This window comes from Arthrobacter sp. 'calajunan' (assembly GCF_046940185.1).
GTDB classification, from domain to species: Bacteria; Actinomycetota; Actinomycetes; order Actinomycetales; family Micrococcaceae; genus Glutamicibacter; species Glutamicibacter soli.
The window spans coordinates 114,866-141,298 of record NZ_JBKZDY010000002.1; the positions used below are offsets into that span (position 1 = coordinate 114,866).

The following is a 26,433-nucleotide window of genomic DNA, read 5'->3' on the forward strand; positions in this document are numbered from 1 at the left end:
CGCTAAACGTCGATATTTCCGTGATTCTGCCTGTGGCGGCGCTGAATTCGATATTCGCGTCTCGTGAGCCAAACAATGAACACGTCGAAGAGCGTCAGTGCCAGCAGACCAACGCTGAAACCGACAATCAGTTCGTAGCTCTGGTAACCAATGAAAATCAGCAGGAAAGCAATCATCCACGGATAGGCCCAGAGTTTGTCTAGCAACACTGCCCAGACCAATACCACCTTGACGATCCCGTGAAGCAATAGATAGGCGGCGAGAAACCATGAGCCCGATACAGTCAGCGACCCGCTGGCATGGAGCAGGAAGTTGGCAATCAGGTCCCCGGGATCCTCAGAGAGTTCATGCTGCGTGAGTATTCTGGCCAATGTATCCAGCTGGTCGGGATTGAACAGGAGAAAGAGCCCGCCGCCGACGATTTCCAGGAGACCGTCGATGCCTTTGAAGAGCAGTCCTACCCGAAAGATCCAGTCAAGAACCTGTGCACGGTGCTGGTGCTTTCCGGCCATTTCCAAGCCCTCCCGTCACCTACACCATTCGACGAACTGCCACTGATTCGGATTTTGTCACATTCCCACCGCCCCACCGCGCGCTTGATGAATCATCGCAAGCTCAGCGCTGGAGCATTCCCCAACACAACTTTCGTGCATGGTTGCTTGGTGAACTGTTTTTCTGATCAATTTTTTTGATCAGATTCTTGGACCGGTAAACAACAAGCACGACCGGAACAAACATGGTTTTCGAGCAGAATCATTGATCAGAAATCTTGCTCAGGCCCTCCGCACTGGACACAGAGCGTGGTTTTCGAACAGAATTCCTGATCAAAAAATCTTGATCAGATTCTCGGGCTCGACCGCAAAAGACCTGCACCGAATGCCGCCAGAGGTCCGTCCTGGACATCAAAGCCGGATATCAGCTCTCAATGACCTAGCTGGCAAGTCCCTCCAATTCCTTGAATCACCGGGAACCATCAACAAGGCTGGGGATACGAAAGCGAAAGGAGCACACCTTGAAGAAAATCCTCATGGTCCTTACCAGCGTTTCAGAACTCGGTGATACCGGAGAACCGACCGGCTACAACGTCGCCGAAGCTGCCCACCCGTGGAAGGTCTTCCGCGACTCCGGGCACTTTGTGGATTTCGCATCCATCAAGGGAGGTCAGCCACCGCGGGACGCCGTGGATGCCTCGGACCCGATTCAGGTGGCATTTACCCAGGATGAAACAACCCGTGCCGGTTTGTACAACACCGCCAGGGTTGAAGTCATAGACCCGCAGCAGTACGACGCGGTCTATCTTGTCGGCGGCCACGGCACCATGTGGGACTTCCCGAACAACGAAGGCCTGCAGAAGCTGATTTCAAGCATCTATCTCAAGGGCGGCATCGTCGGTGCGGTCTGCCACGGCCCGGCTGGGTTGCTTGATGTGGAACTCGACCACGGCATGAAGCTGCTGACGGGCAAGCATGTCGCCGCCTTCACGAATTCGGAGGAGATCACGGTGGGCAAGGAGAAGATCGTCCCGTTCCTGCTGGCGGACCGCTTGGAGGAGCAGGGAGCCACCCACGTGGCAGCGGACGACTTCGAGGAGAACGTCCAGGTCTCCGACCGGCTGGTGACAGGACAGAATCCTGCTTCCGCCGGAGGCGTAGCCAAAGAAATGGAAAAGCTGCTGGCCGAGGTGATTCACCACGAGAAGGCTGCAGCAGCCGAAGCGGAAGAAGCCGCTGAAGCCGCCACCCAGCCAGCTGAGTAGCCGCTTCCTCACCGGCAGATGCGAAAACCCCCGATTCCGGCAGGAATCGGGGGTTTCGGCTGAACAGCCGGAGACTACTTGCGCAGGCCCAGACGCTCGATCAGCGAACGGTAACGCTCGATGTCGGTGTTCTTGAGGTAGCCGAGCATACGACGACGACGACCAACCAGAGCCATCAGGCCACGGCGGGTGTGGTGATCATGCTTGTGCATCTTCAGGTGCTCGGTCAGGTCCGAAATACGACGGGACATAACGGCGATCTGAACCTCAGGCGAACCGGTGTCACCCTCGTGGGTGGCGTAAGCCTTGATGATTTCGTTCTTGATTGCGGCATCCAGTGCCATAACAAACTCCTAGAGTTGGACCGCGTTTCATTCAAATGCGAGCGTCAGACGCTCGCGGTGGCATCTCGCAACCGCGGACTGCAGCGAAGGCCATCAATAATCATATCATCGACGGGTGCGCCGACGCGCCCTCCAGGCATGCGTGAGATAGGGCACCTGCACCTTCGTCTCGGCGGCATGGCCCAGATGCTCCATCCAGTACCAGGCGAGGTTCGCTTCGACCTTGGCACGGGTGGATTCGTTGGCTCGCCGGTAGTAGCTGCGGGACTTGGTGAGTTCGACGATCTGAGCGAAATCCAGTTCCATAGACCAGTGCCAGATCCCGTGCTCGGGTTTTGAGAACTGCGTCCCCAACGGCGGCTCCAGCTCCGGCCGGTGGACGTCGCCCGCGTGCATGATCCGTGCCAGCCGGTGCACCCACGGAACGGTGACATCCAGCTGATTCCACAGCAACGTCAGCCAGCCGTCGCTGCGCAGCAGTCGCGCCGCCTCGGCGCTGGCTTTGGGGTGGTCCACCCAGTGCCAGGCCTGGGCGTAGGTGACCAGGTCGAAAGCGTCCCCGGGAAGCCCGGTATTCTCCCCCGCGGCGCAGGTGCTCACCACCTGCGGCAGGCGTTCGGCCAGCACCCGGAGCATGTCGGCGGACGGGTCAACCGCGCTGACCTCCAGTCCTCGGCCCGCGAGCTGCTCGGTGAAGATGCCCGAGCCGCAGCCGATGTCCACTACTGTCTTCGGATGCGCTTGCAACGTGAAGTCCAGCGCCTGCTCCGGATAGGAGGGGCGGATATTGTCGTAGCTGTCCGCCCCGTGCTGGAAGGCGGAGGCCAGGTCGGTGCGCCGCGCGGCGTCGACAGTGAAGGCGCGCCGCGGCAGCGAGGGAATTTCAGCCATCGAGCCTAGTGCTGCTCCAGCGCCAGGACCGCGCGGGCCTGCTCGACGTCCTCGGCCATCTGGTCGATCAGGGCCTCGATGCCGCGGTAGGCGACCATCGGGCGCAGGTGCGAGACGAATTCGACGATGACCTGCTGCCCGTAGAGGTCGAAGTCCTCGACGCCCTCGTCCGGGCGGTCCATGACGTGGGCTTCCACGACGCGGGAGATGCCTTCGAAGGTCGGGTTGGAGCCCACAGAAATCGCGGCAGGCCAGCGCACGTCGGCCTCGTCGACCAGCCAGCCGGCGTACACGCCGTCGGCCGGGATGATGCCGGAGGCGTCGGAGGACAGGTTCGCAGTCGGGAAACCAAGTTCCCGGCCGCGGGCGGCCCCGTGGACCACTTCACCGCGCATGCGGTGCGGGCGGCCGAGGATCGAGGCGGCGGCTTCGACGTTGCCGGCGGCCAGTTCCTCGCGCACCCAGGTGGAGGACAGGCGGCGCTTGTCGCCCACGTCGTCCACGCCGATGACGTCGAAGCCGTACTTCCGGCCCAGTTCCTGCATGAACTCGAAGTCGCCGGAGTTGTTGCGGCCGAAGCGCACGTCATGGCCCACCACGACGGCGGTGGCGTGCAGCGTGTCCACGATGATGGACTTCACGAATTCCTCGGCGCTCTGGTCCGCGAATTCCAGGGTGTAGTGGATCATCAGGACGGCGTCCAGGCCCACACTGGCCAGGGTGTCCACGCGGTCGGCGAGACCCATGATCAATTCCGGTGCGCTGTCCGGGCGGTGCACCAATGCCGGGTGGGGTTCAAAGGTGATGGCCACCGACTTGGCCGCCCGCTGCTTCGCCAGCGAGACGACGGCGTCCAGGACTTCGCAGTGTCCCAGATGGACCCCGTCGAAGTTGCCAATGGTCACAACGGTGGGAGCCACGTCAGTGGGGACTGCGTCCAGGCCCTTCCAATAGTGCACTTTGCTCCTTTATGGGTACTTTCCTCGGCAGATCAAAAAACCCGCCGAAGCAATTCTTACACGGGTTTAGCTGTGACGCTCACTACGATTACGGTACAGCCACCACAGGCCGATGATCGGAAGCACCAGCGGGATGTATCCGTAGCCTTCTCCGAAACCGCTCCACACCGACGGGTGGGCGAAGATCTCAGGGTGGGTCAGCGACAGCGTGCCGACCACCAGCACTCCGACCAGCTCGATGCCCACGGCCCACAGCGACACCATCCACGCGCGCGGCTTGGCCGAGGACAGCGAGAAGGTTGCGACGAAGTAGATCAGGCCGGAAATCAGCGACAGCACGTAGGCTTCCGGGGCTTCGTCGAACTTGCTCACAATTTGGTATACGGCGCGCACCGTCGCAGCCAGGGCGAGGATGCCGTAGACCGCGATGATGACCCGGCCCAGGCCGGTGGTGCGGCTGGGCTTGGGTCCGTCAGCGCTTTTCTTGGCTTCGGCCGCCTGCAGGATGCGCGAATTGCGTGGCTTCTGACTCATGTGGAGGCTCCTACTGCCAGATCTGTTCCATGCGGAACAACATTACGAACGTGACCAGTGCCGAAGCCGCGAGCAAGGCGTTTGACCAGCGGCTTTTCTCGCTGACGGCCCAGAAGAACGCGATCGGCGGCATGATCAGCGCGGTGATGAAGTAGCCCCAGAACTCGATCGGGTCTCCTGCCACAGCATCTCCCCCGGCCTGGCGGATGGCCGCGGCAATGCCGTAGACGATCAGGAACACCTCGGTGGCGATCGCGCCGACCAGGGCCCAGTCGTCAGGGTGCTTGCGGATGAGCGTGGCGATCACCGCGACAAGCAGCGCTACCGCGCAGCCAATCGCGCCGGCGACGAAAAAGCCGTTCATGACAATCAAAAGGGCAATCCTCCCTGGATTACGTTCCGGGTCCGCGGCTTACTTGGCGGTGAAAACCAGCGTGGTGCGGGCCTTGTCGCCCTTGTCTTCCAGCAGCGCGACCAGCACGCCGTTGGGCGCGAAAGCGGCCACGGGCTGGTCTGCCGCGACGTCCATGGTCTTGGATGACGCAGCGATGGGGCGGCCGAAGGACAGCTCGACTGCTTCGTCGACGCTCACGGTGCGGTTCGGGAAGATCGCCGCGGCAGCCTTTTCCAGGGGCAGGATCTCGAACTCCTGCGCCAGTTGCTCTAGGGTGCGGGCCAGCTCGATCTTGTACGGGCCGACTTCGGTGCGGCGCAGCGCGGTCAGGTGGCCGCCGACGTTCAAGGCTTCGCCCAGGTCGCGGGCCAGGGCGCGGATGTAGGTACCCGAAGTACAGGAGACGGTGACGTCCACGTCCAGGATCTTGCCGCCATTCTCGCGGCGGATCTCGTGGATGTCGAAGCGCTTGATCGTCACCGGGCGGGACTTCAGTTCCACCTGCTCGCCGGCGCGAACGCGCGCATAGGAGCGCTTGCCGTCGACCTTGATCGCAGAAACCTGGCTCGGGACCTGCTGGATGTCCCCGCGCAGCTTGGCCACCTCGCGCTCGATGTCCTCGTCGGTCACCGCAGCGGCGATGCGCTCGGAGACGATATCGCCCTCGGCGTCGTCGGTAACGGTGCTCTGGCCCAGGCGAATGGTGGCGGTGTAGGTCTTGTCGTGGCCGACGATGTAAGTGAGCAGGCGGGTAGCCTTGTTGACGCCGATGACCAGCACGCCAGTGGCCATGGGATCCAGCGTTCCGGCATGCCCGACCTTGCGGGTGCCCGCCAGCCGGCGGATGCGACCAACCACATCGTGGGAGGTCATGCCCTGTTCTTTATCGACTAGTACGAGGCCAGAGGCCTGCTCTTCAGTGTTCTGCCCGGCTTTACTCACGCGTTCCAGTATAGGCGCTGCCCCGGTCATTAGCCTGTTTGGGACGCAGATGTGGTCGATCCCATCACCAGCGCGCTGTCGGCCCATCAGGCCCGGAAAACACCGCGTTGAGTTCGGCTGTGCGATAGCGCGCCAACGCGATGCCGGCTGCAACACACCCCCCTGCGCTGCCGAGCGCTGGTCCCACGCCGTCCGCGCAGCGAAGAATGAACAAAAAATATGTTCACGCCGGAATTTCTGCAGACCTCAACGACGTCCCGGATCCTGGGCCGGAACCAAAGGTTACTGCTCGGAAACGATTGACCGGCGACGTCAACACTCCTAAACTCTAACCACTTGCGTGGTTTTATCACGCCTGTGACGTTGGGGACGAGGTGGCTGGGGCACTTCGCCGCGAGCCGCCTCGCACGGCTTCCACTCACTCGCAAAATTCTTGGGGCTATCAAAAACTGTTCCCTGTGGCCGCGCGCCATCAGGGGAGTATTTGCGCATGATGACTTCCACGGATCTTGCGGGTGACGATCCACAGCGCGCGATCCCTGTGATGGATCGCGAGTCACCAGCAAGGCAAGGAACACCCCATGAAATTCCGTGCATTCGCAGCTGTTGCTGCGGGGGCGCTTCTGGCAACAACGTTGAACATCGCCCCGGCACAAGCCGGCGGTGACTCCCACCATAACTCCCGGACGACGGTGCAGCATGTCGAAACCCTCATCGAGGGGCTCGGCGGGCCGTTGAAAGTGGCCTATGGATCCCACGGCAACATCCTGGTCGCAGAATCTTTCGCCGGCATGTTGTCGTCGGTGGCATCGGACGGAACCAAAAAGGTTCTGGCTTCTGCGCCGGGTAAGGAAATCGGAGCCGTGTCGTACTCTCGCGGCACCACCTACTACTTTGAAAACGTGGCGGGCACCGATGAAAATCCAGAGGCCATCGGCCCGGCATTGCTCAAGTCCATCAGCCACCATGGCAAGACCCGGACCATCACCGACATGACCAAGTGGGAAGTCAAGCTCAACCCGGACGGTAAGACCGTCTACGGTGTGCGCGATGCCCCTCAGACCTGTCTGGATCAAGCTCCGTGGATGCAATCCACCGGCGAGGTCTATTCCCATCCGTATTCCACCTCCGTGTGGCGCGGCAATGTCTATGTGGGCGACGCGGGCGGCAACGCACTCTGGAAGGTGAATTCACACGGCAAGGCGAGCGTAGTCAAAGTGCTCCCCGCCGAACCTGTTGTGATCGATGAAGCAGCCGTCGCTGCAGCCGCAGAAGCAGGACTGACGGTTCCCGATTGCATGATGGGACGCACCTACTGGGCCCAGGCCGTTCCTACCGACATCGAACTTCGTGGCAATTGGCTGTACTACACCGTACTGCCGGGAGCTCCGGGCGAGTCCATGTCCAAGGGCAAGATCTACAAGTTGAATCTCCACAGCAAGAAAAGCTACCTCGTGGCCAGCGGCCTGAGCGCGCCCACCGGCATCGCAGTGGATGATCGCGGAAGCATCTACGTGACCGAGCTGTTCGGCGGAGGCGTATCCAAGATCGTGAAGGGCAAGGCAGTTAATGTGCTCCCAGCGCCGATGGCCTCCGATGTCGCCATCAGCGGGCACAGGATGGCTGTCAGCACGAACGCGCTGACGCCGTCCGGATCAATAGTCACTGCAACGTTGGGCCACAGCCATCATGGCCATCGCTGAGTTAAATAGGAAACCGAAATCCGTGCAGGTCTCTGGAGAGACCTGCACGGATTTCTCCTGTCCGGCGAATAATCCTGCGTGGGAGCGATGGTGGTCAGAGCGTGACAATTCCAAGTCGATTAACCTATCCGCAAAGAGTATGAAAGTTGTAGCGGTTGCTTGCGAAGCTCTGGATCTGCCAGACGACCCGTCAACGATCTCAAGATCCCCCGGACCGAAGTCTGCGCATACTCTGTCTACCCATCAACAGGAATTAGGCAGCGGTGTAGAGCCGGTTCCGCTGCGGTATCTGCAACGGATCCACATGCTTCGGGAACAAGATATACGCCAATCCCCCGATCTTGACCAAGGTCAGCAACCCGGCATGGATCGCCAAATGATGCCGACGGCACAAACACGACGCATTACGGCAACTGGTCTGCCCGCCATGCTCCCACCAATCATCATGATGGCACTCAAGCATCTCCGGCGGCGCGGTGCACCCGGGCACAATACACCCTCGGTCCCGGGCCAACGCGGCCCGCTTGATCGCCTCGGTGAAGAACCGCTGGGACCGCCCCACATCCAAGGGCTGCCCGTCGGGCCCGAAGATCACCCGGTAAATCGCTCCCTCGCACATCAACCTCCCGGTCTCCGCCGCGTCGAGCCCCACCCCGTGATCCGTGGTCGAGGTGAGCATCTCGGGGTGCCGCAAATCCTCCAAGGCCTTGAGCTGGATGTGGATCCCGACCCGCGGCGCGATGGTCTTCGCCCCCGGCCCCGCCGGACCGGAGCTGAGGGCTGCGAGGAACGCGTTCAACCGGCGCTGGGCCGGCGGCACGTCCGCGTCGCCGCCCAACTCCGGGTCCTGATCGCTGTATTCGGTCCGCGGCTGCCCGGCGGCATCCCCGAAGCCATGGCCTGCATCCTCGTGACCGGTTTCCACACAGTCAAAATCTTGTTCTTCCTCGGCGTCTTGGCTCTTCGAGGCACCCTGCGAGCCTTTGCCCGCGCTATGCCACGTATCAAAGTCAATGAGATTCTCCCGGCCTTCCTCGGCCGGGCCGCCACCAGTGCCGCCATCGGGGGCGGGACCGGCATCGGGGCTGCTGTCGGGGCCGGAATTGATGCCGGCCCAGTCGGGAGCCGGGGCATCCGAACTGAACAACGGATCGGTCTGCACCTCGCCGCGTTCTATTGCCTCGGCGTCCGCAGCCGAGCGGTCGGGGTTCGAGGAACCAGGCCGGGCGGCCCGGGCGGCCCGGGCGGCCCGGGCGGCCTTGCCGGCCTGGGTGCGCGGGTTGTCCGCCTGCCCCATCAACGAGCGCAACTGCTCGGCCTGCTCCCCCGCCGCGCGCAGGTCATAGCAGTCCACCCCGGCGCGGGTGCCGCGGAAGAAGATCCCGGTCTCCGGGGCCCGTTGCTTGCCGTGCTCGCGCCGGTAGTCGGAGATCAAGGTGCAGACCTGTTTCTCGCTGGTGGTGCGGTTCGGCTCGGCCAAGGCGGCGAGCACGTGCTCTTCCATGAGTGCCCCGTCGGCGTGCCGGGCGGTCGGCGGCAACGGGAGCCCCTCGAAGCAGGTGTCGGCTGGTTCGAACTTGTCCAGCGCCCGGGCCGCCTGCGCGATCCGGCGCGGGTCCACGGCTCCCGGCTCCTGGTACAGCCGGGCCAGCCCGGCCAGCCGCGGGGTCAGCGTGCCGCCGTCCATGGCGCGGCGGGCGATCAGCAGGTGCGCATCGTGCAGCCGGGACGCGGCCCCGTAGTAGTTCAACCCCAGCCAGGCCGCGGAGAAGTCCGCGGTGCTGGTGTAGTGGGCGCGGCCCGCGTGCAGGCGCGGGGCCGTTGCCAGGTCCAGCTGCCGGTAGGCGTGCTGCTCCCCGGCTTGGCGCAGGGCGTCCAGCTCGTCGTCTTCGAGCAGGTGCGCGCCGGTGGATTCCAGATGGATCTGGCTGCGCAGCTGCTCGCGCTGGATGTCGTGGGCCAGCTGCTCGATCAGGTGGGCGTGGGCGGCGGCGACCCGAGGGTCCTCGATGCCGTGCAGGGCTTCGGAGAGTTTCACCAGCAGGGCGCGGCACGAGGCCATGACCTCGAGCAGGGCGGCGGCCGCGCCGCGCGGGATGCTCGTGGTGACGGCGTTGTGCAGGACCTGTAGTGCTGCGGCGAGCTGGTGGATACTCATGACCCCAGCCTGCGCCGGGTCTACGGGTGGCGGCGGGAGGTGGTTGCGGGGTGTGGAGAAGTCGGGGAAATATTTTCCACCCACCAGCTAGGCCTCCGTTATCCCAGGAGGACATCACATTGCCGTAATCCTCGATCCATATCACCACGCTGCGCCGGTTCCGACCGCACGTTGACTAGCCCTTTGCGTACTTCTGCATTGGCCGCAAAAGCGAAAATCCGGTGATGTTCCGCTCGCAGCCCATTCAACGTCCTTTCACGATTCGTCCGTTTGGGAAACATATTTTTGTGAGCCCACTCACCCATGACAATATGTCTTCAACCAAAAATAAAACCTACATCAAGGAACCTCATGACGCGCCCATCATCGGCAAGCCTTCGCGAGATCAGCGACCTCATTGCCCTCGACACCACTAGCAGGGACACCAACCTGCCGCTGATCGATCTGCTCGAAGCAAAGCTTCAAGCGGTTGGAATCGATTCCAAACGGATCTACAACGAAGATCGAAGCAAGGCCAATTTGCTGGCAACCATTCCGGCGGACGACGGAAGCCGCCGCGGGGGCGTGGTCCTCTCCGGCCACACCGACGTCGTCCCGGTCGACGGACAGAACTGGTCCAGCGATCCGTTTACTGTCCATGAGCGTGATGAGAAGCTGTACGGGCGTGGCACCTGCGACATGAAGTCCTACATCGGGGTCATCCTGGGCAAACTGCCCGAGTTCATCTCCGCCAAGCTTTCGCAGCCGATTCACCTCGCGTTCTCCTATGACGAAGAAATCGGTTGCGTCGGTGCGGTGAGCCTCGTTGATGAAATCGTGAGCCAGGAACTGGACCCTCGCGGCTGCTTCGTCGGTGAGCCAAGCAGCATGCGCGCAATCCGCGGGCACAAGTCCATGAATGTTTTCAAGGTTTCCTTCCACGGGGTCGCAGCGCACTCATCGCTGCCCAGCGAAGGACTCAACGCCATCTCCTACGGCCTTCGTTTCGCCAGCTTCGTGGAAGAGATCGCCCATGAGCTGCGGACGGAGGGCCCTTCCGACCCGGCTTTCATCGAACCCACCACGACGATGAACGTGAATCTGATCAACGGTGGAATTGCCGTCAATACGATCCCTTCAGACTGCACAGTGCATTTTGAGTTTCGTTCGCTGGCGGTCGTGGACCGCGAGGCGCTGACCGCCCGAATCAAGAATTTCGCGAGCCAACTGGGCGAAGAAATGCGCGCCCGGAACCCACAGGCATCCATGACCTTCGAGCAGGTAGCAGGTGCCCCGGGCCTGGACACCGACCCGTCGGAAGAGATCGTCGATCTTGCCGCTCGATGCGGCGCCATCGCCGCCGACGACAAGGTCACCTACGGCACGGAGGCCGGACTGTTCGCCGCCGCAGGCATTCCGACCGTGGTTTGCGGTCCGGGCGACATCGCCCAGGCCCATGCACCGGACGAATTCATTGAACTCGAACAAATCGTTGCCTGCGAAGGATTCATGGATCAACTGATCAAGGAACTTTCCTCATGACCGCTTCACCGCAATCCCCGACCACGCAGCAGCTTGCCGACGCACGCAAGGCAGTGATTTCTTCTTCCATCGGCGCAGCCCTGGAATGGTTCGACATCATTGTCTACGCAACCTTCGCCACGACAATCGCCAAATTGTTCTACCCCGAGTCGGATGCAACCTTCGCGCTAATCCTCACATTCGCCACCTTCGCTATTTCCTATGTCATCCGTCCCTTGGGCGGCATGGTTCTGGGCAGCTACGCTGATCGCAAGGGACGCAAAGCTGCGCTGACCCTCACATTGATGCTCATGATGGTCGGCACCTTGATCATGGCCATTGCCCCGACCTACGAAATGGTGGGTGTCTGGGGCGCCTTGATCATCCTGCTCTCACGCCTGCTCCAGGGTTTCTCGGCGGGTGGCGAATTCGGCACCGCCACGGCATTTCTCATTGAAACCGCCCCGCACAAGAAGGCCTTCTACTCCTCCTGGCAGGTCGCGGCACAGGGAGCCTCCATGCTGCTCGCTTCTGCTTTCGGGTTCGTCCTGACTACACAGTTGTCCACCGAGGCCCTGGAGAGCTGGGGATGGCGCGTTCCGTTCTTTGTCGGTTTGCTCATCGGTCCGGTCGGGCTGTACATCCGAGCACGGCTCGAAGAGACCGAAGAATTCATCAAGGTTGAAAAGTCGAAGTCTCCGCTGGGGCAGCTTTTTGCCCACAATTACGGACGGCTTTTGGCCGGAGCAGCGGCGATCGGCGTCGCCACGATCTCTGTCTACATGATTCTCTACATGCCGACATTTGCCGTACAGAATCTGCACATCCCTGCCGATGCCGCATTCCTGGGTGGCGTGGTTGCTGGCATCGTAACGCTGGTCAGCGTGCCGTTCATCGGCCATCTTGCCGACAGGGTGGGGCCAGCGCGCGTTATGACTTGGGCAGCGGTGGCCGCGCTCGTGGGAGCCTGGCCGCTGTTCAAGTTGATGACAGGTAATCCCACAGTTCCAGTCATGATCGTCGTGATCGCTCTGCTGGGTGTCATCATGGCGTTCTACTTCGGTCCACTTCCGGCGCTGATTTCGTCGTTGTTCCCTGCAGCGATTCGCGGATCAGGAATCTCGGTCACGTACAACGTAGGTGTCACCGTACTCGGCGGCATCGCGCCACTCGTGCTCACCTGGCTGATTAGCGCAACCGGTTCCCTGGATGCCCCAAGTTTCTACTACATGGCTATCGCAGTCCTTTCGCTCATCGGACTAGCGGTCATTCGCCTCAGGTACGAGTTGGCATAGCCGCATAACGTCATTCTCAGGGCCCGCGCTCCTCGAAAATTTTCGGGAAGCGCGGGCCCTTTGTCATGTCAGCGCCAGGTTCACCTGCGGGCCGCCGAATTCCGCCGATCAGAACCTGTTGCAGGCATACGACTGCCGCGAAACAGCCCGACCTTTTCGTCCTCACGGTCGGAGAACAGGGCACGACGCCGTTCCGGCATGACTCCGCGGGAAATATCCACTCTTCAGAATCCACGTGTTGCGAGCGGGAAATAGACGCCAAAATAATAATTCATTTTCGACGAATTTCAACCCCAGATAACGATTTATCACCATTTTTGAATTATCGAAATAGGAGGCGATGCGACACGAACTAAGCCCTGACTTGAGATACTAATCCGGAGCGATTTGAGCAGAGTCCTGTGATTCATGCTACGCTCAAACAGTCGATGATCCCGCCGGATCTACGGCGCTAGTCGGGCATGACGAGCTCCACAACACCGGTTTTCCGGTGAACTGCAGGCGCAGGACAGTTGCCGTCTCGACCGAGCGGAGCATCGACGGGTTCTCTGACCGGCTTGAATTTCGCCGTCAATTGGGAAAGAACCGCGCACGAATGGCAATTTTGTCACCGAGCACTTTACTCGGTGCGTTCGATTCAATCAGGATCGAATTCTCAGCCATTCACCAAGTATTAGGCCTCAACTAGGCATGTATGAGGACGACAGCGAACTGACTCAGCGCGCGTAAAAATAGGCTGGTTCTGGAAAGAGATGAGCCGAAGAACGGACGGAGAGTGATTGATGGCCCCAGGGCTTGTGTGCGTCGGCTAATCGAACCCCGCCATCGCAGTGTGCGGGATGAGACGTGCAGAACCATGCACCGCGGAGGATCCTTGTCCGATCCGGTGTCGATTCTCGAACTCGTCGATCCTAAGGAGGTGGAGTGTGAACCCGGAAGCAGTCGGTTTCAGCGCTCTGACCATTGTACTTTTATTGGTCTTGTTTTACGGTGGAACGTTTTTCGTTTCCACTCGCATTGGTAAGAAAAACGAAAATGCCGACGGGTACATGACCGCCGGCAATAAAATCGGCTTCGGCATTTCGGCGGCAAGCATGACCGCTACCTGGATCTGGGCCTCTTCCATGTATGCCTCGGCGTCGTCCGGCTACACCTACGGAATCAGCGGCCCCATCCACTACGGCCTGTGGGGCGCGTTGATGATCCTGTTCATCTACCCCTTCGGCAAGCGCATCCGCAAGGTGGCGCCCAAGGCCCACACGCTGGCCGAGGTCATGTACGTACGCCACGGCCGCTCCAGCCAGCTCATGCTGGCAGGGTCCAACGTCGTCGGCTCGGTCATCTCGCTGATGTCCAACTTCATCGCCGGTGGCGTGCTGATTTCGATGCTCTCCCCCTTCAACTTCATCCAGGGCGTATTCGCCGTGGCCGGCGGCGTGCTGCTCTACACCCTGTGGTCGGGGTTCCGCGCTTCGGTGCTCACCGATTTCATGCAGGTCATCGCCATGCTCGGCGCAGTGGCCATCATCGTGCCGTTCATCTTCTTCGCCGCGGGATTCCCCGCCGCGTTCGAGACCGGGGCAGCGAACCTCACCGCGCAGCAGTCGAACTTCTTCTCCTCCGAGGCCTTCCTGAACCAGGGTGCCCCGTACATCGCCGCGGTGCTGGCCTACGCCATCGGCAACCAGACCATCGCCCAGCGGCTGTTCGCGGTGCGCGAGGACCTGATCAAGCCGACCTTCATCACCGCGACCATCGGCTACGGCGCCATGGTCATCGGCGTGGGCATGCTCGGCGTGCTGGCGCTGTATCTGGGCTTCACCCCGACCGGCGGGGATTTGAACAACATCATCCCCGAAATGGCGGCAAGCTACCTCCCGGGCATCCTGTTGGCGCTGTTCTTCATCATGATCATCGGCGCGCTGTCCTCGACCGCCGATTCGGACCTCTCCGCGCTGTCCTCCATTATGATGGCCGACATCTACGGACAGAACATCGCGGGCAAGAAGAAGGCGAACCCGAAAACCATGCTGCTGGTCGGACGGCTGACGATGGTCGCCGCAACAGCCCTGGCCGTCGCTTTGGCCAGCATGCAGATGAACATCCTGGACCTGCTGGTCTTCGTCGGCGCCTTGTGGGGCGCGCTGGTGTTCCCGGTGCTGGCGAGCTTCTACTGGAAGAAGGTCACCAACAAGGCCTTCACCGTTTCGGTGATCGCCGCGCTGGCGGTATTCATTCCGGTGCGTTTCGACCTGATCCCGATGACGGGCATCACCGCCGTGCTGATCGAGCTGCTGGCCATCCTGGGCATCGGCATCGTCCTGGGCCTGATGGCCTTCGGCTTCTTCGGCCTGCGCCCGGCAATGGTCATCGGCATCGGGGCCAGCGTGGTCGCCGCGCCGTTCTGCTTCGGCTTCCTGCGCGACTACACGACCCTGTCGGCCTCGCTGGTCGCCTATTCGGTCAGCACCATCATCTGCTATCTCATGTCCTTCAGGTCCACGAAGAACTTCGACTTCGCGGTGATCGCCGAGCGGGCCGGAGACTTCGATACCGGGGAACAGCCGGTCGCTGCAGTGCCTGCCGGCAGCCGCAACTCAACCAGAACAGCCCAGGAGCGTGAATAAATGCTAGCCCTCAGCCTCTACGTCCTCATCTGGCCGGTCATCGTGGCCGTCGTCGCCATCGTCATCTCCAAGGCCTTCATTTCCGAAGCCCGCGAGGCGAAGCGCCGCGGCGAGGACCTGATCTAGGCGCCCCGCCCACTAGCCGTACAGCGCGCGTGCCGGTTCTCCCCTGCATCGGGGAGGGCCGGCGCGCGTGCTTCGTGCGGAGGTTGCAAAATTTTTTCGATCCGGTCCAATCCGCACCGTGCCGCGCCCCGAATACCGTGTGAAAGCCCGCCCCGACGGGGAGGGACACCACGACGGTTCTTGCCGTCGCCACAGGAGGAGAACGACATGAAGCACACGCAGAGAACGTTCGCCGGAGCCCTGGGATTGATCGCGGTCGCCGCGCTGGGACTCAGTGCCTGTTCGATGGACAGCGACACCCCGGAATCATCGAGCGCACCCGCCCCCGAAGCCTCCAGCTCGGAGATGGCCACCGAAAGCAGCCCAGCCGCGGACAGCAGCATGGACCCGACCGCGAATCTTGTCGGCTCGGGATGCTCGGCCTACGCCGAAGCCGTGCCGAGCGGCGACGGCTCGGTCGCCGGGATGGCCCAGGACCCGGTCGCCGTCGCGGCATCCAACAACCCGCTGCTGAAGACCTTGACCAAGGCTGTCTCCGGCGAGCTGAACCCGGACGTCGATCTGGTCGACACCTTGAACGGGGCCGAATTCACCGTCTTCGCACCGGTAGACGAAGCCTTCGCCGCCATCCCGGAGAAGGACCTGAACGCGGTCGTCAAGGATTCGGACATGCTGACCAAGGTGCTCACCTACCATGTGGTTCCCGGGGAGATCCAGCCCGCCGACATCGCGGGAACGCACACCACGGTTGAGGGCCGGGATCTGGAAGTGACAGGCAGCGGAGACAACCTGATGGTCAACGACGCCAAGGTCGTCTGCGGCGGAGTCCAGACCGCCAATGCGGTGGTCTACCTGGTCGACACCGTCCTGATGCCGCCGGCCGACAAGTAGCCGCGGCGCCTGGATTCTGTCCGACGTAAACCAGCCATGGCGGCGTCCGGTTCCGGCACAGGAGCCGGGCGTCGCCGTGCGCCGCGCGCCCCGGAACCCGCGGGGAACGCCCCTGAAACTGAATGGTGGATGAGAGCCATGGGAATGATCGGCTCGTGCATGAGATTCTTGGGTCCATGAGTTCGGAGATGAGCGACGCAGTTCCAGAGCCGGTGACGGCAGCACCCGAGGAACTGCTGCGCCGTATCGCCGGCGGCGACGAGCGCGCCTTCGAGCAGTTCTACGACTGCCTCGCGCCGCGCGTGTACGGCCTGGTGCGGCGCCTGCTGAGGGACGAGGCGCAAAGCGAGGAGATCCTGCAGGAAGTCTTCGTTCAGGCCTGGCAGCATGCGGCCCGCTTCGACCCTGCCCGCGGCAGCGCCGCGGGCTGGTTGCTGACCCTGGCGCACCGCCGCACGGTGGACCGCATCCGCTCCAGCCAGGCGAGCCGCGAACGAGACCTGCGCATGGGGCTGCAGGAGATCGGCACGGAATACAACGACGTGGAAGAGAACGCGATCCTGCATGACGAGAGCCGGCGCATCGTGCAGGCGCTCAAGCGCCTGAGCGAGGCCCAGCGCGCCGCCATCGAACTGGCCTACTTCGGGGGCTACACGCACCACGAGGTGGCCGACCTGCTGAAAATCCCGGTGGGCACCGCCAAGACGCGCATCCGCGATGGCATGATTAAGCTTCGAGACCTGATGGGGGTGGCGTAGTGGAACGGAACGAGAACGAGCTGACCGGCAGCTACGCCCTGAATGCGCTGAGCGACGAGGAACGCGCCAGGCTGCTGGCGCAGGCCGCGAACTCCCCCGCGCTTCAAGCCGACATGGATGCCATGGACGAGACCGCCGCCATGCTGGCGCTGGGCAGCGCACCGGTGCCCCCGCCGGCCAGGGTGAAATCCCGGCTCATGGAGGAGATCGCCCGCCGCCCGCAGCTGCCGGCGGAGGATCCCGCGGACGAACGAGCGGACGAGCCGGCGGCAATTCCGCAGCCCGAGCACGCGCCAGCCCCGGATTCCGTGCCCGCGCGGCAGGGATGGCCTGCCCGCCGCAAGTCCGCGAAGTTCTTCGCCCTGGCCGCGGCCATCCTGCTGCTGGGCTCGGCGGGGCTGGGAACCGTGGTCTACCTGCAGCAGGCCGAACAGCGCCAGCTGCAGGCCCAGCTCACCGATCTCAGCACTCGCCAGGCCGAGCTCACCGAGCTGCTGGGCGCGCCGGATGTGGAAACCAAAACCCAGACCATGCCCGACGGGGCGACGGTGACGCTGTCCTATTCCGTCGAGCGGGGCCTGATGGCAGTCACCACCGCCGGAATGCCCGAGCTGTCCAAGGACAAGGGCTACGAGCTGTGGCTCATCTCCGCCGACGGCGCCCAGCCGGCCGGCATGCTGCCGGGCACCGGGGCCGACGGCCTGAAATTGCTTACCGGTGCCATGGACGGGGTCTCGCATTTCGGCATCACCGTTGAACCGGCCACGGGTTCTCCGGCGCCGACCACCGAACCGCTGATGGTCCAGGAACTCTGAGCATGCCCGGGCCAATCCGCCCCCGGCCCGGCTCCGAACCAGTTGCTGAAGGACCAGCCGACCCGGAACGCCGGGCGGCAGCTACTCACCGGAGGTGACATGCCGTGAAGGAAACACCAAGGCGCAACCTGGGAGCACGCGGAGCGTATGCGCTGACGGGGCTCTGCTCGGCCGGGGTGCTGTTCGGCGTCGCCCAGCTGGCGTCAGCCTTTTTCGCTTCGTCGTCAGCACCTTTGGTGGCGCTGGGCTCCGCTGTCATCGACTTCACCCCGCCGGGGCTGAAGGACCTGGCGATTTCGCTGTTCGGCACCAACGACAAGCTGGCCCTGTTCGTCTCGATGGGCGCGGTGGCCGTGGTGCTCGCCGCGCTGATCGGCCTGCTGGCGCGGCGCAGCGCCGCCGCGGCCTCGGCAGCGGTGCTGGTGCTGGCGGGGATCCTGGGCGCCGCGGTGATCTCGCGTTCATCCACCGGTCCGCTGGATCTGGTCCCGACCGCCCTGGGCACCGCGGCGGCGCTGCTTGTCCTGCGGTGGCTGTGCTCGTTGGCTTCCCGGCTGGATCCCGCGCACTCGGAGTCGCCCGATGGCGTGGCCCGGCGCAACTTCATGCTCGGGGCCGCCGGGGCCGTGGTGCTCGCGGCGGGCGCCGCCATCCTGTCCACGTCGCTGTCCGCGGCCCGGAACACCGCGCAGCTGGCTCGCAAGGCCCTGCGGCTTCCGGCCGCCAAGACCACGGCTCCCGCGGTGCCGCCGGGCGCCCAGGTCAATCTGGCGGGGATGCCCGAGTTCGTCACCCCGAACCAGGATTTCTACCGCATCGACACCGCGTTGAGGGTGCCCGGCATCGACCCGGCGCAGTGGTCGCTGCGGGTCCATGGCCTGGTGGAGCACGAGTTCACGATGAGTTTCCAGGAGCTGCTCAGCCAGGACCTGGTGGAGCACTACCTGACGCTGACCTGCGTTTCGAACCCGGTGGGCGGGGATCTGGTGGGCAACGCAAAGTGGCTGGGCTATCCGCTGCGCGAGGTGCTGGCCCGCGCCAAGCCGGCCGCGGGCGCGGACATGGTGCTGTCCACCTCGATCGACGGATTCAGCGCGTCCACCCCGCTCGAAGCCCTGACCGATGAACGCATGGCGCTGCTGGCCGTGGGCATGAACGGCGAGGCGCTGCCCATGGAGCACGGCTTCCCGGTGCGCATGGTGGTTCCCGGGCTCTACGGGTACGTCTCGGCCACCAAATGGGTGGTGGACCTTGAGGTGACCCGCTTCGCGGACAAGGCGGCCTACTGGACCACCCGCGGCTGGTCCGAACGCGGCCCGATAAAGATGTCATCCCGCGTGGACACCCCGCAGTCCTTCGCCACGGTGCCCGCCGGACGGGTGGATCTCGGCGGCAGCGCCTGGGCGCAGACCCGCGGCATTTCCCGGGTCCAGGTCAGCATCGACGGCGGTTCCTGGCGCGAGGCAACGCTGGCCGAGGAGGCGACACTCGATACCTGGCGGCAATGGAGCTACCGCTGGGAGGACGCGGCGCCCGGCACGCATGCGGTCGCCGTGCGGGCCTACGACCGCAGCGGCAAGCTGCAGACCGAAGAGCGCGCCGACCCGGTGCCCGACGGAGCGTCAGGCTGGCACCGGGTGCAGTTCACGGTGGAATGAGCCGCGCCGCCGCGGGCGGCGCAAGGTATCGGGAAAAACGAAATCCCCGGCGCCTGCACGATATGCATCGTGCAGGCGCCGGGGATTTCCCGGCTGTGGGCCCCGGATCCGGGCCAGGCAGCGCAGGTGCGCCTAGGCCTGTTCCGCGTCCTGGTCCTCGTCCTTCTTGTACGGGTCCTCGTCGCCGGCGAAGTGCTTGCCTTCGCGCAGGGCCGCGACCTCGGCGTCCTTCTCGCGGGCCTTGGCCAGCAGTTCCTCAAGGTGCGAAGCGCCCTCGGGGATCTCGTCGGCCACGAAGGTCAGCGTCGGGGTCAGCCGGATGGTCAGGTTGCGGCCCAGCTCCTTGCGCAGGGCTCCCCCGCGCTTGGACAGCAGCTCGGCGATTTCTGCCTTGGCAGTGTCGTCGCCGAACACCGTGTAGTACACGGTGGCGTGCTGCAGGTCGTTGGTGACGCGGGCGTCGGTCACCGTCACGTTGTCGATGCGCTCGTCCTTGATGACGGTGCGCAGGGACTGGGCCATGAGGACCTGCACGCGCTTGGCAAGGCGTGCGGCACGGGCTGAATCAGCCATGATTTTCTCCTTATGGTTCAAAATTCGTGGGCGCCTGACCGCTTGGAAGCGGTCAAACGCCCACGAATCGGCAAGTCACGAAGCTACCAGCGGGTTGCTGCTAGGCGCGTGGCTTCTCGCGCATCTCGAAGGTCTCGATGATGTCGCCTTCCTTGATGTCGTTGAACGACCCCAGGCCGATACCGCACTCGAAGCCCTCGCGGACTTCGGTGACGTCGTCCTTCTCGCGGCGCAGCGAGTCGATCGACAGGTTGTCGGCGACTACGTTGCCGTCGCGCACCAGGCGGGCCTTGGTGTTGCGCTTGATGGTGCCCGAGCGGATGATCGAACCGGCGATATTGCCGAACTTCGAGGAGCGGAAGACCATGCGGATCTCGGCGGTGCCCAGCTCCACTTCTTCGTACTCCGGCTTGAGCATGCCCTTGAGCGCCGCTTCGATGTCGTCGATGGCTGCGTAGATGACCGAGTAGAAGCGCATGTCAACGCCTTCCTTGTCGGCCATTTCGGCAACGCGCTCAGCAGGACGCACGTTGAAGCCAATGATGATCGCGTTGTCCACGGTCGCCAGGTTGACGTCGTTCTGGGTGATCGCGCCGACGCCGCGGTGGATGACGCGCAGCTGCACGTCCTCGCCCACGTCGATCTTCATCAGCGAGTCTTCCAGTGCCTCGACGGCACCGGAGGCGTCGCCCTTCAGGATCAGGTTGAGGGTATCGATCTTGCCCTCGGCCACTGCCTTGTCGAAGTCCTCCAGAGTGATGCGCTTGCGGCGCTTGGCCAGCATGGCGTTGCGCTCAGCGGTCTCGCGCTTGTCGGCGATCTGGCGGGCGGTGCGCTCGTCCTCGGTGACCAGGAAGCTGTCGCCTGCACGCGGCACGGAGGACAGGCCGAGAACCTGCACCGGACGCGACGGCAGGGCGATGTCCAGGTTCTCGCCGTTCTCGTTGAACATTGCGCGCACGCGGCCGTGGGCGGTGCCCACCACCATGGTGTCGCCGACTGCGAGGGTACCTGACTGCACCAGGACGGTGACTACGGAACCGCGGCCCTTGTCCAGGTTGGCTTCGATGGCCACACCGCGGGCGGACTTGTCGGGGTTCGCCTGCAGCTCCATGACGTCGCTGGTCAGCAGCACGGCGTCGAGCAGTTCCTCGATGCCCAGCTTCTGCAGCGCGGAAACCTTCACGAACATGGTGTCGCCACCGTATTCCTCGGGCACCAGGCCGTACTCGGTGAGCTGGCCCATGACCTTGTCCGGGTTGGCTTCCGGCTTGTCGACCTTGTTCACTGCGACGATGATCGGCACGCCTGCGGCCTGCGCGTGGTTCAGCGCCTCAACGGTCTGCGGCATGACGCCGTCGTCCGCTGCGACCACCAGCACAGCCACGTCGGTGACCTCGGCACCACGGGCACGCATGGCGGTGAACGCCTCGTGGCCCGGGGTATCGATGAAGGTCATCGCGCGTTCGCGGCCCTCGTGCTCGTGGGTGATCTGGTAGGCGCCGATGTGCTGGGTGATGCCGCCGTGCTCGCCCTCGATCACGTTGGACTGGCGGATGGCATCCAGCAGTCGGGTCTTACCGTGGTCGACGTGGCCCATGATGGTGATGACCGGGGCGCGCTCCTCGAGCACGTCCTCGCCCTCAGCCTCGAGCTCGGCATCCAGGTCCAGACCGAAGCCTTCGAGCAGTTCCTTGTCCTCGTCCTCCGGGGAGACGACCGAAACCTTGTAGCCCAGCTCTTCGCCGAGGACCTCGAAGGTTGCCTCATCCAGCGACTGGGTGGCGGTGGCCATTTCACCGAGGTGGAACAGCACGGTCACCAGTGCGGCCGGGTTTGCGCCGATCTTGTCAGCGAAATCGGTGATCGATGCGCCGCGGCGCAGACGGATCTCGGTGTCGCCGGTGCCGCGTGGAACATTCACGCCGCCCAACGACGGAGCGCTCATCTGCTCCAATTCCTGGCGCTTCGCGCGCTTGGACTTGCGCTGCTTGCCGCGACCGGCGCCTCCCTTGCCGAAGGCACCGCCCACGCCGCCGCGGCCGCGTGGTGCACCTGGGCGGAAGCCGCCACCGGTACCGCCGCCGCCACCTGCGCCGCCTGGACGACCACGGCCGCCGGCGCCTGCGCCTGGGCGACCGCCGCCGGCCGGAGCCGGACGATCGGTGCGGTTAGGCATCATGCGCGGGGTGGCAGTGGTGCCGCCCGGACGCGGTGCGCCTGCTGGGCGTGGTCCGCCGGCCCCGGCTGGACGTGGGCCGCCCTGGCCGGCTGGACGCGGGCCACCGGCACCGGCTGGACGTGGACCGCCCTGGCCAGCTGGACGCGGGCCGCGCTGGCCGTCGCGTAATGGGCGTGGACCGCCCTGGCCTGCGCCGCCCGGACGCGGGCCGCGCTGGCCGTCGCGTGATGGACGCGGGCCGCCCTGGCCGCCCTCGGAGCGCATGCCCTGCTGGGAGCTGAACGGGTTGTTGCCCGGGCGTGGGCCGCCTGGACGCGGAGCACCCGGACGAGGAGCGCGCGAACCATCGCGGCCGCCGCCACGGCGGTCGGTCGATTCGCCGGTGCGCATGCCCTGCTGGGAGCTGAACGGGTTGTTGCCCGGACGCGGGGTGCCCGGCTTCGGAGCCGGACGGGCGCCTGGCTTCGGGGCACCTGGGACAGGTGCGCCCGGGGTGGCCTGGGCCTTCGGTGCAGCCGGGGCTGCCGGTGCCGCTGGGGCAGCCGGTGCGGTCTTCGGCGCGGCGTCGGCAGGCTTGGCTGCCGGACGCGGGCCCGGAGTAGCAGCAGTCTTGGCGCCAGCTGGCTTCGGAGCAGCCGGGCGGCCGGCGCCCGGGGTTGCCGCCGGACGTGCGGCGGCAGGCTTGGCTGCGCCGCCATTGGCGCCCGGGAATGCGTCGCGCAGCTTGCGGGCGACCGGAGGCTCAACGGTTGAGGACGCGGAGCGAACGAACTCGCCCATGTCCTGCAGTTTGGTCAGTGCTTCTTTCGAAGTGATTCCGAGCTCTTTGGCGAGCTCGTGAACGCGGGGTTTAGCCACATCTCTCCTGTTTTGATGTGATCTGCATAAACCCCGAGTCCCTGGGGACTTAGGTGTTCTGGCAGATCAGCTGTGTAATTCGTGAAATTCTTCCGCCGCACGGTGGATCACGCAGAACTGATTGTTCATCGGTGTGCGCTCAACATTGCGGACTCATCGGGTTGCCATCAGATTTCTGACCCGCTTTCATCATGTTTGCCAGATGGCCGGCCTGCGGCCGGTCGATCTTCGTATGCGGTGAATTGCGCGAGCACCGTATCGGCGTTGACCGCGGACTTGAAAGCCCTGGAGAACGCTCGTCGCTGCACTGCCTGCCGCACACACTTTTCAATCCCGTGGGTCCAGGCGCCCCGCCCAGGGGCGGAAGCGCCGACATCAAGAAGCACCGCGTGAAGCGGTGCCTGCTCGGTGAGAACCCAACGAATCAGATCATTTCTGGAGGTAGAGGTCCGACAGCCAATGCACGTGCGTTGCTGATGCAGCTTCATGCGAGCGTCGTCGCCACCTTCCCGTTGAAATGAACCAACTACCAGTCTAGCGCGTTTGCGCCCCGGTGTGCGCGTGAGTTTGGTATCACACACGTTCAGGGCGCACCGCGGCAGACCGCAAACTTATCCCAGCCAGTTCTAGTACTGGGGCTCCTTGCCGCCCGAAGCGGCCAGGATGTCGATGCGCCAGCCGGTCAGCTTGGCGGCCAGTCGGGCGTTCTGCCCTTCCTTGCCGATGGCCAGCGAAAGCTGGGAATCCGGAACCACCACGCGGGCGCGGCGTTCGGCTTCATCCAGGATCTCCACGGAGACCACCTTCGACGGCGACAGGGCGGCGGCAATGAACTTGGCCGGATCCTCGTTGTAGTCAACGATATCGATCTTCTCGTCGCTCAGCTCGTTCATCACGGCGCGCACGCGGGTGCCCATTTCGCCGATGCAGGCGCCCTTGGCGTTGACGCCCGGCTTGGTGGCGCGGACGGCGATCTTGGTGCGGTGCCCGGCTTCGCGGGCCAGTGCCTCGACCACGACGGTGCCGTCGGCGATCTCGGGAACTTCCATTTCGAACAGCAGGCGAACCAGGTTCGGGTGCGACCGCGACAAGGTCACGGCAGGGCCCTTGTTGCCGCGTTCCGCGGAGACCACGTAGGCGCGCAGGCGGTTGCCGTGCTGGTACTTCTCGCCCGGCACCTGCTCCACGGGAGGCAGCAGCGCTTCGACGGCGCCGATGTTGACCTGCACCATGTGCGAGGAGTAGCCCTGCTGGATGACACCGGAGATCAGGGTGCCCACGCGGGCGGCGTATTCGCCGACAACCTGGGCATCCTCTGCTTCGCGCAAGCGCTGCATGATGACCTGGCGCGCGGTCGACGCCGCGATGCGGCCGAAGCCGTGCGGGGTGTCGTCGAATTCGCCCAGCAGCACGCCGGCTGCGTCGCGGTCCTCAACGAGGATCGAGACGTGGCCGTTGCTGCGCTCGATGTGGGCACGGGCGCCGGGCATGGCGCCTTCGGTCTTGTTGTAGGCAAGCAGCAGCGCGGACTCGATGGTCGGGATCAGGACATCCATCGGGATATCGCGGTCTTTTTCCAGAATGCGTAGTGCGTCGAGATCAATATCCACGCCTAGCCCTCCAAATCTTCAGTGTCAATGGTGTCAAACAGCTCGTCGTCGAAGTTCAGCTCCGGATCGACCACGGCCTTGCGGATGTTTTCAAAGGAGTAGCTGACTGGATCAAGGATCTTGGTCTTCATGCCCTTTTTGGCAGGCTCCCGGTGTTCGGCAATAACGACCTCGTCGTCGGAAACCTCGTTAATGCGTCCGCGAAGCTTGGTGCCGTCGGTCAGCGTGAGCTTGACCATGCGGTTCAGTGCGCGCACCCAGTGGCGTGGCGCGGTCAGCGGACGGGACAGGCCTGGCGAGCTGACTTCAAGTTCATAGGGGGATGCCGAGGCGTAGACGACGTCCTTATCCAAGGCGTTTGAAATGGTGGTGGTGACTTCACCGAGCGCATCGAGATTCACCGACTCGCGGCCGTCGGCCTTGTCGACGATGACCTGGATGATCATCTGCTTGCCCGACGGGCGAAGAGAGACTTCTTCCAGAATTAATCCGTGGGATTCTACTTCCGGTTTCAACGCAGTACTCAGACGCTGCGCTTCCTGTTCGGTATCGGCCGGCATACCGGTCATGGATATCCTCCCACGCTATTCGATGTTGTCCGTTAAGCGTATCTCCCCGAACCCCGCTTGAGAACTCGTTGACCGGCTCAGGTGAAGGAACTCACGCCAGTCTTTTGCACCACGCCACGGAAGAATGGCCAAAGGCCGGGTCGCCGGCCCACTTCATGGGATGATCATTTCGCTATGACTGATCCATCGCCCCGCCCCGCAAAGCCCGTTCAGCCGCCGGCCAAACGCGCCCCCGGCTGGATCGCCCCGGTGCTGGTCGCTTCCATTGCCGGGGCCGCCACCTGGGGAATCGGCGTCACAGTGTTCCGCGGCGCGCTAGTCGACCGCGGCCTTCCGGATGCAGTCAGCGAGGCTTCGGCCGACCAACAGGCGCAGTGGGGGTACGGAGCCCAACTGGCCGACCTGGGAAGCCAGGCGGCCGCGATGGCTTCCCTGGCCGAGAACGAGAAGATCGCCGCGGCGCTTGCCGATCTGGGCACGTCGCTCTCGCAGGGCGCGGCCCTGCTGGGCGAGCTGCATTTCGACGACCAGCCTCCGGCCGACGCGCCGGAGAGCTACTCCCCCGAAAAACTGGCCGCCTTGGCGTCATCGGTCGCGACCTTGAGTTCGAGCATTCCCGAGTTCGCTGATCCCGATCTCCAGCGTGGCGAGACTTTGGCGCGAATAGCGTTCCAGATCAACTTCGATGCCCGGGACGCCTTGAAGCTGGTGGACAAGAAACAAGCGGCACAGCTGCCCCCGGCAATCAGCGCAGGCAAGGCGGACTCGCCGGAGGCCGCGCAAACCGTGGCATGCCTTGCTGACCACAGCTTGATCGAAGGCACGTCGTCGCCAGCAGACCAGGAACTCCTTGAACCCGTCGTGCTGGCCCGCGCCCTGGATCGCGGATACGCCTTGGACTACACCTTGCAGCTCAACGCGGCCAGGGGCGGCAACGCGACGGCGCAAGCAGCAGAAAAGCAGCGGACCGCCCTGAACTCACAGCTGCGCACCCTGCGTTCAGCCTTGCCCGAGGACTGCCCGGATCTCCGCCTGCCCGCCTACGAGCTCCCGGAGAACGGGCTGGACCGGCTGGAAAAGGTCGCCGCTGCGGCACAATCCGACTACTCGAATGCGCTGCTCGCGGCGGCGGGGAATATCACCGGGGACCAGCGATCCACCGTTGCCGGTGTCGTCAATAGCGCATTGGGCGCCCAGCAGTCGCAGTCCGAGGCGGAGCGCATCCTGCGCTCGCGCGCCGAGTAGAGCGCTCGCTTCCAGGTCTCCGCCGCGCAACCGAACCGGCACCGT

At 63.9% G+C, this 26,433-nt stretch carries 24 protein-coding genes; 11 read left to right on the forward strand and 13 right to left on the reverse strand.

Annotated elements, in window-relative coordinates; translation table 11 throughout:
* Positions 1 to 2: 2 nt before the first annotated feature.
* Positions 3 to 512: a DUF2127 domain-containing protein gene (locus tag RF641_RS03040; protein ID WP_047121091.1), complete on the reverse strand. Its 510-nt coding sequence runs from the start codon at positions 510 to 512 to the stop codon at positions 3 to 5.
* Between the two features lie 500 nt (positions 513 to 1,012).
* Here RF641_RS03040 and RF641_RS03045 point away from each other — a divergent pair, with 500 nt between their 5' ends.
* The gene (locus tag RF641_RS03045) at positions 1,013 to 1,756 is read left to right on the forward strand and encodes a type 1 glutamine amidotransferase domain-containing protein (protein ID WP_047121090.1); all 744 of its coding nucleotides are present in this window, start codon (positions 1,013 to 1,015) and stop codon (positions 1,754 to 1,756) included.
* Positions 1,757 to 1,830: 74 nt separating this feature from the next.
* Here RF641_RS03045 and rpsO read toward each other — a convergent pair whose 3' ends face one another.
* The 6 genes from rpsO to truB form a co-directional block, all read right to left on the reverse strand.
* Complete coding sequence (gene rpsO / locus RF641_RS03050) at positions 1,831 to 2,100, reverse strand: 30S ribosomal protein S15 (RefSeq protein ID WP_047121089.1); 270 nt, start codon at positions 2,098 to 2,100, stop codon at positions 1,831 to 1,833.
* 105 nt (positions 2,101 to 2,205) lie between these two features.
* Positions 2,206 to 2,991, reverse strand: coding sequence for a class I SAM-dependent methyltransferase (locus tag RF641_RS03055; RefSeq protein WP_047121088.1), 786 nt, complete (start codon positions 2,989 to 2,991; stop codon positions 2,206 to 2,208).
* Positions 2,992 to 2,996: 5 nt separating this feature from the next.
* On the reverse strand, positions 2,997 to 3,950 hold the full coding sequence (locus RF641_RS03060) for a bifunctional riboflavin kinase/FAD synthetase (protein WP_047121087.1): 954 nt from the start codon (positions 3,948 to 3,950) through the stop codon (positions 2,997 to 2,999).
* 66 nt (positions 3,951 to 4,016) lie between these two features.
* The gene (locus RF641_RS03065) at positions 4,017 to 4,484 is read right to left on the reverse strand and encodes a hypothetical protein (protein ID WP_183043116.1); all 468 of its coding nucleotides are present in this window, start codon (positions 4,482 to 4,484) and stop codon (positions 4,017 to 4,019) included.
* Between the two features lie 10 nt (positions 4,485 to 4,494).
* The gene (locus RF641_RS03070; RefSeq protein WP_424572656.1) at positions 4,495 to 4,848 is read right to left on the reverse strand and encodes a hypothetical protein; all 354 of its coding nucleotides are present in this window, start codon (positions 4,846 to 4,848) and stop codon (positions 4,495 to 4,497) included.
* A 48-nt stretch (positions 4,849 to 4,896) separates the two neighbouring features.
* Entirely contained in the window at positions 4,897 to 5,850 is a 954-nt protein-coding gene (gene truB / locus RF641_RS03075) for a tRNA pseudouridine(55) synthase TruB (RefSeq protein WP_272926282.1), read from the reverse strand.
* A gap of 551 nt (positions 5,851 to 6,401) precedes the next feature.
* On the opposite strand from truB, the gene RF641_RS03080 reads away from it, so the two are divergent.
* The gene (locus tag RF641_RS03080; protein WP_113606662.1) at positions 6,402 to 7,523 is read left to right on the forward strand and encodes a ScyD/ScyE family protein; all 1,122 of its coding nucleotides are present in this window, start codon (positions 6,402 to 6,404) and stop codon (positions 7,521 to 7,523) included.
* Between the two features lie 253 nt (positions 7,524 to 7,776).
* Here the strand turns inward: RF641_RS03080 and RF641_RS03085 are convergent, their stop codons facing one another.
* Complete coding sequence (locus tag RF641_RS03085; protein WP_424572476.1) at positions 7,777 to 9,681, reverse strand: hypothetical protein; 1,905 nt, start codon at positions 9,679 to 9,681, stop codon at positions 7,777 to 7,779.
* Between the two features lie 351 nt (positions 9,682 to 10,032).
* Between RF641_RS03085 and argE the strand changes: the two genes are divergently transcribed.
* The 8 genes from argE to RF641_RS03125 all read left to right on the forward strand — a co-directional run bounded on the left by argE (position 10,033) and on the right by RF641_RS03125 (position 19,351).
* The gene (gene argE, locus RF641_RS03090; RefSeq protein ID WP_424572477.1) at positions 10,033 to 11,202 is read left to right on the forward strand and encodes an acetylornithine deacetylase; all 1,170 of its coding nucleotides are present in this window, start codon (positions 10,033 to 10,035) and stop codon (positions 11,200 to 11,202) included.
* Positions 11,199 to 12,476: an MFS transporter gene (locus tag RF641_RS03095; RefSeq protein WP_424572478.1), complete on the forward strand. Its 1,278-nt coding sequence runs from the start codon at positions 11,199 to 11,201 to the stop codon at positions 12,474 to 12,476. The genes argE and RF641_RS03095 overlap by 4 nt, the downstream gene beginning before the upstream one ends.
* Positions 12,477 to 13,525: 1,049 nt before the next feature.
* Positions 13,526 to 15,103: a sodium:solute symporter family transporter gene (locus RF641_RS03100; RefSeq protein ID WP_424572479.1), complete on the forward strand. Its 1,578-nt coding sequence runs from the start codon at positions 13,526 to 13,528 to the stop codon at positions 15,101 to 15,103.
* Complete coding sequence (locus tag RF641_RS03105) at positions 15,104 to 15,229, forward strand: putative transporter small subunit (RefSeq protein WP_047121081.1); 126 nt, start codon at positions 15,104 to 15,106, stop codon at positions 15,227 to 15,229. It begins immediately after the preceding gene.
* Positions 15,230 to 15,436: 207 nt separating this feature from the next.
* Positions 15,437 to 16,120 carry a fasciclin domain-containing protein gene (locus RF641_RS03110; RefSeq protein ID WP_424572480.1) on the forward strand — a complete coding sequence of 228 codons (684 nt, stop codon included), beginning with the start codon at positions 15,437 to 15,439 and terminating at the stop codon, positions 16,118 to 16,120.
* Between the two features lie 188 nt (positions 16,121 to 16,308).
* Positions 16,309 to 16,878 carry an ECF RNA polymerase sigma factor SigK gene (gene sigK / locus RF641_RS03115; protein WP_113606666.1) on the forward strand — a complete coding sequence of 190 codons (570 nt, stop codon included), beginning with the start codon at positions 16,309 to 16,311 and terminating at the stop codon, positions 16,876 to 16,878.
* Positions 16,878 to 17,693, forward strand: a complete 816-nt coding sequence (locus RF641_RS03120) for an anti-sigma factor (protein ID WP_424572481.1) — start codon at positions 16,878 to 16,880, stop codon at positions 17,691 to 17,693. Before sigK ends, RF641_RS03120 begins: the two co-directional genes overlap by 1 nt.
* 104 nt (positions 17,694 to 17,797) lie before the next feature.
* Positions 17,798 to 19,351, forward strand: a complete 1,554-nt coding sequence (locus tag RF641_RS03125) for a molybdopterin-dependent oxidoreductase (RefSeq protein WP_424572482.1) — start codon at positions 17,798 to 17,800, stop codon at positions 19,349 to 19,351.
* Positions 19,352 to 19,483: 132 nt separating this feature from the next.
* Here RF641_RS03125 and rbfA read toward each other — a convergent pair whose 3' ends face one another.
* The 5 genes from rbfA to rimP all read right to left on the reverse strand — a co-directional run bounded on the left by rbfA (position 19,484) and on the right by rimP (position 25,143).
* Entirely contained in the window at positions 19,484 to 19,924 is a 441-nt protein-coding gene (gene rbfA / locus RF641_RS03130; RefSeq protein ID WP_047121077.1) for a 30S ribosome-binding factor RbfA, read from the reverse strand.
* Positions 19,925 to 20,024: 100 nt separating this feature from the next.
* Positions 20,025 to 22,964, reverse strand: coding sequence for a translation initiation factor IF-2 (infB, locus tag RF641_RS03135; RefSeq protein WP_424572483.1), 2,940 nt, complete (start codon positions 22,962 to 22,964; stop codon positions 20,025 to 20,027).
* A 167-nt stretch (positions 22,965 to 23,131) separates the two neighbouring features.
* The gene (locus tag RF641_RS03140; protein WP_082124096.1) at positions 23,132 to 23,452 is read right to left on the reverse strand and encodes a YlxR family protein; all 321 of its coding nucleotides are present in this window, start codon (positions 23,450 to 23,452) and stop codon (positions 23,132 to 23,134) included.
* A 138-nt stretch (positions 23,453 to 23,590) separates the two neighbouring features.
* A complete protein-coding gene (gene nusA, locus RF641_RS03145) occupies positions 23,591 to 24,574 on the reverse strand; it encodes a transcription termination factor NusA (protein WP_047121075.1) in 984 nt (327 codons plus the stop codon).
* A gap of 2 nt (positions 24,575 to 24,576) precedes the next feature.
* Positions 24,577 to 25,143, reverse strand: a complete 567-nt coding sequence (rimP, locus tag RF641_RS03150; RefSeq protein ID WP_082344667.1) for a ribosome maturation factor RimP — start codon at positions 25,141 to 25,143, stop codon at positions 24,577 to 24,579.
* A 174-nt stretch (positions 25,144 to 25,317) separates the two neighbouring features.
* On the opposite strand from rimP, the gene RF641_RS03155 reads away from it, so the two are divergent.
* Entirely contained in the window at positions 25,318 to 26,388 is a 1,071-nt protein-coding gene (locus RF641_RS03155; RefSeq protein WP_424572484.1) for a hypothetical protein, read from the forward strand.
* The last annotated feature ends 45 nt before the right edge of the window (positions 26,389 to 26,433 follow it).